Origin of the sequence: Psychrobacter sp. TWP2-1-2 (assembly GCF_049896785.1) — a bacterium.
In the GTDB taxonomy this organism is placed as follows: Bacteria; Pseudomonadota; Gammaproteobacteria; order Pseudomonadales; family Moraxellaceae; genus Psychrobacter.
Genome location: NZ_JAFCVA010000002.1, coordinates 139,966 through 152,370, shown reverse-complemented (window position 1 = coordinate 152,370; position 12,405 = coordinate 139,966). Strand labels below are relative to the sequence as shown.

The following is a 12,405-nucleotide window of genomic DNA, read 5'->3' as shown; positions in this document are numbered from 1 at the left end:
TTGTGAGCGATGTATGAAACAAATTTTGAAACATTCGTTTGAGGCAGTGAGCTTACTGACCACAAATAACGGTATGCTTGATGTCACTATTGTGCCAGCATTTGACCAACCTGATTGGCTTATTCCAAGCAGCCTAATTTTGAGTGTGGATGATTATAATGAGCGCACGGCAACCTATGAATGGCAGCAGCAAAAGGTAGTGGTATGTCATCTGCTACCACAGGATCAAATGCCAGATACCATGATTGTATTAGAGGGCAATACTACCGATCATCGCTTAGCTTTACAAACGGCAGGCGAGCTGCACCACCGACAAGTGCGTATTTCTGAGGTTAAAGATATTGAAGTTCCTGAGCAATTTAACAGCCCTAAGCATGCCGATAATATAGACAGCGACAAAACAGCCCTACCTTTTGATGAAAACGTTATGCTATCCTATCTTTTCCAAACGGTTATGATTGATGATAAGGCTTATTTGGTGCCCGACTTAGACAAAATTGCGCATCAATTGGTCGATTTAGACAGATAGCATCTCGCTTATATCAGGGTTTATTTCTACTATCAGAGAAATAGGGTTACCCAATTACTTTGATAATTGCTAATCGTTGAATGAGTGGTTATTTTGTCTATAACATTGATGATAGATAATTAGTGATGAGGGTAATAGGACAGCTCATGAATAGTAGCAATTCAAATGTGTCAAAGTGGCCAGTCAGCAGCCGGATATTTCACTGGATCAGTGCAGTTTTACTGTTGGTTACGTGGATAATGATTCTGTTGTACGATAATCTGGATAACAATCTTTATATTGGTTTGCATAAAGCGTTTGGTATTAGTTTGTTATGTTGGATGATAGCACGGGTGCTTAATCGTGTATTTATTAAGGCGCCGCCACCTGTACCGATGCCAAAGTGGCAGTTATTAGTCTCTAAACTGTCGCATTTTGGCTTATATGCCTTATTAATTGCAATGCCAATAGCTGGTTTGCTGATGTCCGTTTATGGTGGACGCTCCGTCGATATTTTTGGCTTGTTTCAAATCCCTGTATTTGTCACACCAGATAGAGGGTTGGCACGCTTTTATAATGACCTGCATACTGATATTATTTGGCCGACCATTATTGCCTTTACACTTATTCATATCGGTGCTGCTCTATATCATCAGTTTGTCAAAAAAGACAATTTGATAGCGCGTATAAAATAATAGTATCAAAATAATCGTAGGCTGCTATAGGTAAACCTACTATTTCATGCAATATAAAAAAGCCCTAAGTTATGATACTTAGGGCTTTTTTGTTTTTCTAAGACAGCGCTTATTTTTTGTGTTCAGGTAGACTGATATTCATCTCTAATACGTCTAGGCTGTCCTCAGAACGATGATTGATATTCACATCATCAATCTGTACGCCATTGACGTATTTGTTGACCACTTCTAAAATCTCACGTTTCATTTTTTCGATACGATCAGCTGTTAAGCGGTTGTTTAAGCGATTTTCGCTCGCAACGATAACCTTAAGACGCTCAGTAGCCATATTAGCGCTACCTGCGCTACCACTGTCGTCAGTACCAAATAGGCTACTCCAAAATCCTTTTTTCTTCGTCATCATTGACCTCCAAACCAGCGCTGTAATAGACTCTTTTTCTTCACGTCAATATGACGTAGTGGGCGTTCTTCACCTAAAAAGCGGGCGACGATGTCATCATAACATTGACCGGCAACTGAATCGGTATAATGAATGACAGGCTCACCATGGTTAGATGCTTCAAGCACTGAGTGACTTTCAGGAACAACCCCAAGTAACGGAACTTTTAGGATATCATTTGAGATGGTATCAATGTCCATCATCTCGTTGGCTGCTGCACGCTCAGCATTATAACGAGTAATAATCAAATGCTCACGTACAGAGCCTTGGTTTTCTTCAACCTTTTTGGTCTGGCTTTGCAAGATACCGATAATACGGTCTGAGTCACGCACTGAAGAAATCTCAGGGTTGGTGACGATGATCGCTTCATCAGCATGATACATGGCGAGTTGTGCACCGCGCTCAATACCAGCTGGTGAATCACAGATAATATAGTCGAACTGCTTAGACAGCTCAGACATAACCTCTGCCACCCCTTCGTCTGTCAGGGCGTCTTTATCACGCGTTTGACTGGCGGGTAGGATATACAAGTTTTCAAGCTGTTTGTCTTTGACCAGTGCTTGCGACAAGCGTGCGCTACCAGTGATGACATCAACAAAATCATAAACAATTCGGTTTTCACAACCCATGATTAAGTCTAGATTACGTAGACCCACATCAAAATCGATAACGACTGTCTTATAGCCACGCAATGCTAAACCTGCGGCAAAAGAGGCACTTGTCGTGGTTTTGCCCACACCGCCTTTACCTGAAGTGATTACAACTATCTTCGCCACAATGGCACACTCCTATGAATCAATGGGATATCTTTTATATAAAAAAATAGCGCAATTGCACATTATTCACATGCTATATATACACTACCTGCGAAGGTAGCCTAGCATAAATAAACAAAAATTTATAGCACGTCCATAGTAAAGCAGAAAAACAGCTTATATATGGATCACAAAGCGCTGCTACCTAGAATTTGCTGGTCAATATTGCCTATTGTGAATAATAAAATAGACGCTGACGAGTAGTGTAGATAGTGGCAGAGCTAGCGATTCATCATAGAACAATTTTGTTAAATAAACTTACTATAATATTAAGTGCGCTGTCTAAACGTCTACTATTGAGATTCTCTAATAAACGTTTTTTGATAAGCGTCATGTATGATGAAAATCGGCTTAGCCTGTCTACATTTATAAAAATCACGGACGCATCTATTGTTGTTAACGGCAAAAGATTTAAGCGTCATCCATTACCGTAAATACTAAGCCTTCACCTTCTACAAATCTTACTTGTACAGATTTGTCAATCACGTGCTCAGGTAAGTTGTCTCGTAAGCAATAAGTTCCCGCTACTGACACCAAAGAAGGGTTAAAAACTTGACAAAAAATACGAGCATCTTTGTCACCAGTAGCGCCAGCAACCAAGCGACCTTGGGCACGACCGTAAACGTGCAAGCTATTATCGGTAATCGCTTCCGCCCCGCTATTGACACTATTGGTCAAAATCAAATCACCGCCCACGTGATTCAGGCTTTGTCCTGAACGTAGCATTTGATCGTAAATTAGGCTGGTAATATGCTCAGCGCTCACCAATGTCTCTGCTGTGGCGTGTGCTATCGTTGTTTCTGTGTTTGACTCGCTGATGGCTGCAGTATCATTGGTACTGTCTGAATTGGTGCTGGCTGATTCTGTATGCTTATGATCGGGAGCTTTACTTACTTGCGTTGCAGCTTTCTTGCTAGGTAATATACGCTCAATACGTTTGCCATCAGCAGGGAAGATGGCCAATCGCTGCTCACGGGCTTGCGCATCTAGTGTACCGGTCACGACGCCAATAGGCTGTAAGCCCCACGACCATAAAAGCTCTACCAATGCTGAGAGATCTTGTTCAACCTCGCTATCGATAAGGATGGGGATGTTACTAGATTTATTACTAAGCGTTGCGGCAAGCTGGGCGTCTATCGCGCTTAAATCATCTGTGCTAAATTGTAAACGTGAAAAAGTCAGCATCTTGCCATAAAATGCCAATGCTGGTAATGCTGGTGCGGCGCTCGAGCCTTGGCTGTCGTTGTCTGAAACTGTCATATATAAATCCTCAAGAGATAATTCTGTCGCTGTATCCACGGTGTTGTTTTTATTATCAAGTCATACCATTCATTTGCTTGCCAAGCCTAATGTTTTGTAGGCAGGGCGTGCTATTAGCAGTATGGATTATAGATGAAGCATCTCTTGATGCTTCCACTGCTGCACTTTTACCTGCGCTTCAAATTCAGTCAAACTGTCATCAATGATACTCGAAATCAAGGTATCTAACGCAGTATTATCCGTATCGATACTGGCAATGCCGTTGGCAATTGCTACCATCAATGAATCGAGGCGTTCGGGGTCTAGAAGGCGTTTATTCAGTGCGTAAACGACGTTTTCACCTATATTGTGACCGACGTGTTGCAGCTGTGATTCAATCAAGCTACCGGCAATCGGTATCATGCGTAGGTAGCGACGCAGCTCAGGCGTATTGGCCAAACCCTCTTCAATAGCATTGCCCATCTCGCTGGCTAATATACTGCCGCCACCTGATGTTGCCGTCAACTCCTGTAGTTTTGGTGCTAGCTCTGTGCGCAGTATCGACAGTACTGCTGCCTCAATCTCGTTACGATTACGAGTTATCGTTGATTCAATAAAAGATTTATGCGTTTTAGGATCGGTCAGTTGCTGCCGAAAGTTTTGAATAGTCGTCAATATGACGCGGTCGGATAGCTCTTCTAATAATAAGTCGATATAGAACCTAATCCGATTGATCCATGGCTGCGGCAGCACTTGGTAACCAAGCTGGTATAAGCGTCGCCCAATGATAACCGCTCGGAATAAACGTAAGGCACGCAGCTGCGGAAAGCACCCCAATACCTCATACCAATGGACAAAAGGAAAAAAGAACCAGCGATAGTAGACGTTTTGTTTTATCGCAATCGACCAACGTAGCAGTAGCTCAAAGATCAAAAATAGGGTAAAAAACCCACCAGCGGTACGTAAAGGCTCATGTAAGGTATTTTGATACCAGTTGAGAGCATCGCTAATACTGAGCCATCCTGCGGCATTGCTACTAAAGCTACTCATCAAGATAGCATCAATACTAATCAATAATAGATCGATACTGATGGCAATAATCATCACGATATCGTAAGTGAGTTTTAAGCGATTTGGCGTTGGTCGGTTTGGCGTTGGTCGGTTTGGCGGTGGCAGCGTATTATTAGGCGGCTGATTGGATACAGGCGCTGAGTCTAGAGGCAGGCTAGTAGAAGAGGAAGCGGGCACAGTCAAACCTTATAAATGATAAATAGCACGAAAAATAAGCGGCTCAAATAGTACAGGGCTATCAAGTCACTAACGGTCAAAAAGTCATGGGCTCATGACTATTCACATTATCAATGAATAGAGCCAAAAAACAACCCATCTTTCATTATAATTACGCATTATCATTTACGAGTTAGCATTTACGAATTGACATCTAGCATTCGCATTTTAAACAACAGCGCTCAATCGTGTTTATAAAACGACTTAAAGTAATTCACTGTTGTATGCCGTTGCTCTGTTAACGATGTCTCTAAGCATTCGGAGCTTTAGGGTTTGTTTCAAACTCAGCCAACATATCGGTAATACGCTGATCTTTTTGCTGCCAAATTTGCTCTACCCAATCAAACATTTGAGATTTTACCGTGTCATCATTTTCGTAACCACCATTTTTAATACCGTTAAATAATGCATCAGGCATCTCAATATAACGCACATCGACGCCCAAACGCTTGATGTTACCTTTCCACAAATCACTATAACTTGGTACACCATCAGGATAAACGATGGTCATATCTAGCATGCCATCGATGTCTTCGCTTAGCGCGTTAATGGCTAAAGATAGGCCGCCTGCCCGTGGCTTCAATAAATGAGTATAAGGAGACTGTTGCTTTGCATGTTTGGCTTTGGTGAAACGCGTACCTTCTAAGTAATTCAGTAAAGTAAAAGGTTTGTCTTTTAACAGGGCACAGGCGCGTTTGGCTTCTTCGATGTCTTTGCCTTGTAGAGCAGGATTTTTAGCGACGGCTTCTTTAGAATGCCGACGCATCATTGGGAAGTCTAAAAAGTAAAAGGCTTGACCCACAATCGGAATGTAAATCAGTTCAAATTTGGTAAAAAACCGTGTCAATGGCAAGCGTTTTTCACTAATGTACTGCACGATACTGGTATCGACCCAAGACTGATGGTTGCTGACCAGCAAATATTTACCATTGATGTGAACGTCATCGGGTAAGCTGATGCGCCAATCTTTACGTGGCAACATGTCATCGATCAAGGCACTGTTGCTACTGATCCAATAAGTCGCGATTTTGATGACCGCTTTGTCTGCGATAGGAGCACCAGTGATGACTTTGCCGACACCCATTAACCATAAGGGAATACTACCACCGAAGCTGTTGGCTGCAATAACCCCAGTCGCTGTCGCAAGTGAAACGGCTTTGCCTAACTTAGGGTTGCGTTCGTGTATTTTTCGAATAGTAGATGTCAATCGCATGCTAAATCCTTTTCGGTCAGTCTTATTAGTATATAAATGATTCATTGCCAGTTTTATTGCACAATTTTAGCAGAAACGGTTCAGAGTGTACGAGTGTAAACGTGACTTGTGATAACACCTTGCGCTAATGGGTAGTTAAAAGTGAGAACACAAACGTATCCAATCACTGTGAAAGTCTCATTAAATCATTCTGCACTTCTCATACACAGGTGTGACAAAATATTACACATGATTAGATTGTAATTGCCATAATAATGACGAGTGTATATTCAGCATTTAGATGGAATTAACAGAAAATATTTATAAAAAGCACACTTTGTCTATAATTTTTTAAACTTAAGAGGAAATATTATGCGTAATACATTAATGATTGCAGCAGTAGCGTCAGGTCTAGCTCTTAGCGGTTGTGCTACTGATCCAAACACTGGACAACAACGCTTGAACAAAACTGCCATTGGTACATTGGCAGGTGCTTTAGGCGGCGGCGCAATTTCAAAAGCAACAGGTGGTGATAACACAGGTCGTGATGCCGCGATTGGCGCAGCTTTGGGTGCTGGTGTTGGTTACTACATGGAGCGTCAAGCCAAGCAGCTTGAGCAGCAAATGGCTGGTACAGGTGTAACCGTTACGCCAAATGCGAACGGTAATATTGACCTAGTAATGCCAGGCAACATCACGTTCTCATTTGATGATGCGTCTTTAAACCCATCATTTAGACCAACGCTTGATAAGCTTGCATCAACGCTAAATGAATATAACCAAAACACGATAACGGTTGCTGGTCATACTGATAGCAAAGGTTCTGATGCTTATAACATGAAACTGTCACGCGATCGTGCTTATGCAGTAGCCAACTATTTAAGCGCACGCGGTGTGGCTTCTAGCCGTATCAATGTCGTCGCTTATGGTGAATCTCGTCCAGTTGCTGATAACAGCACCGAGTATGGTCGTCAGCAAAACCGCCGTGTTGAATTAACCATCAATGCGCCAAACAACGTACGTTAATTCATACGATGGTTTAGCTGTCATTATAGTGTTAAAAAAGGTCAGTGATAAACTGGCCTTTTTTTATGCCTGATATTTAGATTTCAAATTCAAAATGATTTTAGGTATCAGGATTCCGTTAGCTTCGAATCAATATAGAATATTTCTGATGCTTTCATTTATAAAACAATCGTTAGCTAAATGGTTATATTAATATTAATTAAATATTGATAATGATTATCAATAACACTATAATTTACAAAGCTTTGTTATTGTGGCGATACTAGGGTAGGTTCTCAGTTCATTTGAGGCTTTTCTAAATGTACTAAAAATAGCTAAATTTTGTCTAATAGTATCAAATTCTGGTCAATATCTTGATATTATGGGTGCTGTTTTTCTCATTTGACTGTCATTCATCTCATTTTTATTAGCATTATTTAAAATGAGGATATGCCCTAATGCTCTTTATTCAAAGCCCATTTTTCTTTTGCGATACTTTTTGAGGATATGTATGACGATTACCACAGTAACGAGCCGTAAGATTTTACCAACTACTTTAGCTGCTGCGCTTGCAGGGTTGTTAATGGTGTCGGGTTGTACCAAGCAAGCCAAGGAAGACACGGACACTACCGCCGATACGCAAACAGCGGTGCAAGACACAACCGCTGCAGATACGACGAAACTATCAGCGGTTGATCAAGCTTATACCGATAGACTGATGATCAGCTATGCAAACATGGCGCATGCGGCTTATAAAGATTCGCTAGATACTGCTAAAGCCTTGCAAACGGCAGTAGAGACATATGTGACAACACCAACCCAAGCAAACCTTGATGCGGCAAAAGCGGCGTATAAAGCCGCGCGCCAGCCGTATTCGCAAACTGAGATTTTCCGTTTTGATGAAAGCTTTGTGACAGCCAATGATAAACGAGCTCTCGGTAGTATCGATGGTTGGGAAGGACAGGTAAATGCTTGGCCACTTGATGAGGCGCTGATTGATTACGTTAGTGATGGCTATGAAGGTGAATACAATAGCCAAGACAATATCATCAATAGCGATAGCATTACGGTCGGTAGTATCAAACAAGATACCAGTACTATCACTCCTGAGCTATTAGCAGAAATGAATGAGATAGGTGGCAGTGAAGCCAATGTGACGACCGGCTACCATGCGATTGAGTTTATGCTGTGGGGACAAGATACCAACGGCGTTGGCGAGGGTGCAGGCAATCGTCCAGTGACTGATTATGTAACTGAAGCAGGTCAATGTACCAGCGGTGAGACGGTCAATGCAGATGCTGGTATATGTGAGCGTCGTGGCGCATTCTTAAAAGCAGCGACTCAATTACTGGTTGATGATTTGACTGCAATGGAAGCTGAGTGGCAGCCTGAGAGTGAGAATACCTTACGTAGCGACCTGATGGCTCGCAAATACGATAATGGTCTACGCCAAATCATGTATCAGATGGGCAGCTTAGCATTGGGTGAGCTTGCTTCTGAGCGTATACAGGTTGCGTTTGTAACGGGCTCTACCGAAGATGAGCACGAATGCTTCAGTGATTTGACCCATCTAAGCTATGCCAACAATGCCCGTGGTATCCAAAATGTCTTTAACGGCAACTATAAGACAGTCGCTGGTAAGAGCGTTGGTGGCTATGGTGTTAAAAACTATCTAGTCGATACCAACAACAAAGAAGCGGCTGATAAATTGGCGACTGACTTTGCTAAGGTAGAAGCCGCCTTTAATGTGATTGTTGAAAAAGGTGAAAAAGAAGGCATCAAAGTTGATCAAATGATTGCCACCGCTGGTCAAGTAAGCAAACAAGGTATTTCAGCTGAAGAGCAAAATACCCGTCGTAGCTGGATTGAAAATAGTATCACTAGCTTACAAGAGCTGACTGCTGGTATCGAAAATGCGGCAAAAGCGGTCGGTATTGACAATTTAGATGCTGACGCAGGTTCGCAGTTTTAATTGCTCACTAATCTACTGGCTTCACAGCAAGCATAGCAGTGATTGACATAGCATTGATAGATAATGCCTGACAAGTCGTTATAAGCTAATGAGAATTATTTTCATGGAAAAATAATTTAGGTATAATACACACGTTGTCGACTACCGTTGGCGGCGTGTTTTTTTTACCATATTAAAATAGCCTGATAGGTCAGTACGTCATTACATTGCTGTACCTTATCTACTAGAAGTGAAACACTTTATAGCATGCGATTTTAATGGTTCTAGATTAGAACTAAGGTACTCTTTATGAACACCACAAATATCTTCAAAGCCAAAACCCCTACCTCTTTTTATGCGTCTTTTGTCAGCAAAACCACCTTGTTAAAGCCAATGCTTGGTATTCTATGTGTGCTCTCCCTTAGTGCTTGTCAGCCAACGGACGGTGTGTCTGATGACGTTTCTGAAAACGAAAAATCTGCCATTAATAATGCTGACAACCCAACGCTAACCCCTGAACGCCTCCAAACCATCGAAACGCTCGCTGGCGTACCAATGCAGCAATTGGCAAGCTTTGATCCGCAAGAGGTCAAGCAAGGTGGCGATACAGGAATCAGTATTAGCAGCGCTGAGAGTTACTCTAAACCTTCATCAAACCTGACGGCATCACGAAAAGGGCATTTTTTTATTGGTAATGCGTTCTTTCGGCAACCGTGGGTGGTTGCCCCTGCCAGTACCGACAGCCGCGATGGTCTGGGCGCATTGTTCAATGTTGCTGCCTGTCAGTCGTGCCATGTCAAGGACGGTCGCGGTCATGCACCTATGACCAGTGATGACTATGCCGATAGCTTGCTTATTCGCCTTGCGATGCCAGCGACCACCGATGAGCAGCGTCAGCAACTGCAAAACTCACTTATCGAAAAAGTCGTTCATCCTATGTATGGTGGTCAGCTACAAGATCGAGGCATCCAAGGTGTGCCTGCTGAAGCCAGAATTGCGGTGCAATGGACAGACAAGCCCGTTACTTTTGCAGATGGTCATATCGAAACATTGCGTGCGCCCACCTTTAATTTAACCAAACCGGGTTATGGTGCATTTGATGATGACTTGATGGTGTCGCCGCGAGTGGCTTTACCGATGATTGGGCTTGGGTTACTCGAGCAAATACCGGATGAAGCGATTAAAAAACAAGCGGTTGATAATAAAAACAGTACGAATGGCGATATCAGTGGCAAGTTCAATTGGGTCATGGATCCACAGACTGGCAAGCATGCCCTTGGACGCTTTGGCTGGAAAGCTGGGCAAACCAAGCTGATTACTCAAAACCAAAGTGCTTTTAATGAAGACATGGGCTTGACCTCAAATATACGTCCTCATGAATCCTGTATGCCGACACAGACGGCTTGTATGAATGCGACGACTGGGGCTGATGAGCAAGGCAATGGTAAGTCGCCCGTCGAAGTCAATGATGAAGTGGCTAAGTTTGTAGAGTTTTATACGCGCAATTTAGCCGTACCACATCGGCGTGATGCTGACGATACGCTAGTGCTAGCGGGCAAAAAACGCTTTTATGATATGGGTTGCCAAAGTTGCCATACGCCAAGATATCAGTTGCCAAAAACCGATGATGACCATCTCGAGCAGCATGGACAAGTGATTTATCCTTATACGGATTTGCTATTACATGACATGGGTGATGATCTTGCCGACCGCACGATTGCTGGGAAATTACCCGCAAAAAATATCCAAGTTGAGTTTTTAGCCAATTCTTATGAATGGCGTACGCCTGCTTTATGGGGCATTGGTCTGGCGCAAACGGTCGATCCACAAGCAACATTTTTGCATGATGGTCGCGCCCGTACGTTGATGGAAGCGGTGCTATGGCACGGCGGTGAAGCCCAGAAGCAACAGCAAAAAGTACTCAAACTCGACAAACAAGGTCGTTCTGAATTGAATGCGTTCTTACAGTCATTATAGAGATAAGGTCATTTATCTATGCTAAATGACTGAGCAATAACTGAGAAAATAAGTAAGTGTTGATAAGGTTATCCGCCCAATCAAACACTAGAGACTAGAGCTTGTAAAGATTAGAATTTAAACCATTATTGATAATATTGAGAAATTTATGAAAATAAACCATGCTTTAGCGATGGCCTTATCGGCCTTAAGCGCAGGCTTGCTGATCAGCTGTGTTAAACCGGCTGATGACAATAAAGCGCCAGAAGTAGATAGCCAAAAAGTTGCGCAAGACAGTGCGGCATCTACCAGCGCTGCAGAAAAAGATAGTAGTGGAGATAAAATTACCGCTGTTGATATTAGTGCTGAGACTGAAAAGACCTATTTGACCCATGTGGCAAATGACATTGTCATTCCAGCCTATGCGGATGCCGCAAAACAGAGTGATTTATTGCATGATTTGGCACAAAAGCATTGTCAGCAAGCACCAGTCAGCGGTGATGAGCTGCATGCACTGCGCGATCAATGGCTAGTGCTCGCACAAGCATGGGCAGGCGCTGAGATGATTAACTTTGGTCCAGCGACCGCCAGCATGAGTAATTTATATATCAATTACTATCCTGATGAGCGCGGTCTGGTACACAGTGGCGTTGCCGAGCTAATCGCTGCCAATCCTAAGCTCACCGCCGAGCAATTGGCTAACGAGAGTGCCATCGTGCAAGGGGTGCCAGGATTAGAAGAAGCGTTATATGCCAATGACAGTCTGGATGCTGCTCAATGTGCTTATGTGATGAGTGCAAGCAGTGCTTTGAGCACGCGCCTCAAAGATATTGAGAAAAACTGGCAGCAAAATGCGACTAATCTATTAGCCATTGATAAAACGGCTGACAGCGATCAAGGATTGAATCAATGGTTTAATTCTTTACTCTCGTTGGTTGAGACCATGAAGTCTAATGCCATCGATCAACCGTTAGGTTTAACAGGAAAGGCAAAAGGTCATTTGCCAGCCGCTACCGCAGAGCAAAGCCGTGCCATTATCAATGCTAAATTGGCGACATTGAATGAAGCACTGACAGATCCCGTTTTGACCGCTATTTTGGGCAGCAATAATGAAAATGAAGTAGCAGATAATTTATCGACCGCGCTTGCTGATGCCACCACACTATTAGCGCAAATGCCAGAAGACTTAGGGACTGCCGATAAAGCTACTCAACAAGAGCTGTATGATCACCTCACGACTATTACACGTATTATTAAGCGCCAATTGATTCCGGCGCTGGGTATCCGTGTGGGCTTTAACAGTACTGATGGCGATTAA

At 42.9% G+C, this 12,405-nt stretch carries 11 protein-coding genes; 6 read left to right on the top strand and 5 right to left on the bottom strand.

The genetic code is table 11. From position 1 onward, the window contains the following. Nucleotides 1-13: 13 nt before the first annotated feature. Both ACP7AE_RS02635 and ACP7AE_RS02630 read left to right on the top strand, forming a co-directional pair. Complete coding sequence (locus ACP7AE_RS02635) at nt 14-529, top strand: hypothetical protein (RefSeq protein ID WP_426241243.1); 516 nt, start codon at nt 14-16, stop codon at nt 527-529. Between the two features lie 146 nt (nt 530-675). Then, complete coding sequence (locus tag ACP7AE_RS02630; RefSeq protein WP_201614870.1) at nt 676-1,203, top strand: cytochrome b; 528 nt, start codon at nt 676-678, stop codon at nt 1,201-1,203. Nucleotides 1,204-1,312: 109 nt separating this feature from the next. Here ACP7AE_RS02630 and minE read toward each other — a convergent pair whose 3' ends face one another. The 5 genes from minE to ACP7AE_RS02605 form a co-directional block, all read right to left on the bottom strand. Further along, nucleotides 1,313-1,603 (bottom strand): cell division topological specificity factor MinE, encoded by a 291-nt coding sequence (gene minE, locus ACP7AE_RS02625; RefSeq protein ID WP_055124765.1) that lies wholly within the window; start codon nt 1,601-1,603, stop codon nt 1,313-1,315. Then, entirely contained in the window at nt 1,603-2,418 is an 816-nt protein-coding gene (gene minD, locus ACP7AE_RS02620) for a septum site-determining protein MinD (protein ID WP_045444058.1), read from the bottom strand. The genes minE and minD overlap by 1 nt, the downstream gene beginning before the upstream one ends. A 450-nt stretch (nt 2,419-2,868) precedes the next feature. Beyond that, nucleotides 2,869-3,717, bottom strand: a complete 849-nt coding sequence (minC, locus tag ACP7AE_RS02615) for a septum site-determining protein MinC (RefSeq protein WP_201600631.1) — start codon at nt 3,715-3,717, stop codon at nt 2,869-2,871. A 126-nt stretch (nt 3,718-3,843) separates the two neighbouring features. Further along, a complete protein-coding gene (locus tag ACP7AE_RS02610; RefSeq protein WP_426241364.1) occupies nt 3,844-4,872 on the bottom strand; it encodes a hypothetical protein in 1,029 nt (342 codons plus the stop codon). A 361-nt stretch (nt 4,873-5,233) separates the two neighbouring features. After that, the gene (locus ACP7AE_RS02605) at nt 5,234-6,196 is read right to left on the bottom strand and encodes an acyltransferase (protein WP_426241242.1); all 963 of its coding nucleotides are present in this window, start codon (nt 6,194-6,196) and stop codon (nt 5,234-5,236) included. A gap of 351 nt (nt 6,197-6,547) precedes the next feature. Between ACP7AE_RS02605 and ACP7AE_RS02600 the strand changes: the two genes are divergently transcribed. The 4 genes from ACP7AE_RS02600 (at nt 6,548) to ACP7AE_RS02585 (ending at nt 12,405) form a co-directional block, all read left to right on the top strand. Continuing rightward, nucleotides 6,548-7,201, top strand: coding sequence for an OmpA family protein (locus tag ACP7AE_RS02600; protein ID WP_055124860.1), 654 nt, complete (start codon nt 6,548-6,550; stop codon nt 7,199-7,201). Between the two features lie 490 nt (nt 7,202-7,691). Further along, nucleotides 7,692-9,152: an imelysin family protein gene (locus ACP7AE_RS02595; protein WP_426241241.1), complete on the top strand. Its 1,461-nt coding sequence runs from the start codon at nt 7,692-7,694 to the stop codon at nt 9,150-9,152. A 288-nt stretch (nt 9,153-9,440) separates the two neighbouring features. Next, on the top strand, nt 9,441-11,108 hold the full coding sequence (locus ACP7AE_RS02590; RefSeq protein WP_426241240.1) for a di-heme oxidoredictase family protein: 1,668 nt from the start codon (nt 9,441-9,443) through the stop codon (nt 11,106-11,108). Between the two features lie 148 nt (nt 11,109-11,256). Next, the gene (locus tag ACP7AE_RS02585; protein WP_201540108.1) at nt 11,257-12,405 is read left to right on the top strand and encodes an imelysin family protein; all 1,149 of its coding nucleotides are present in this window, start codon (nt 11,257-11,259) and stop codon (nt 12,403-12,405) included.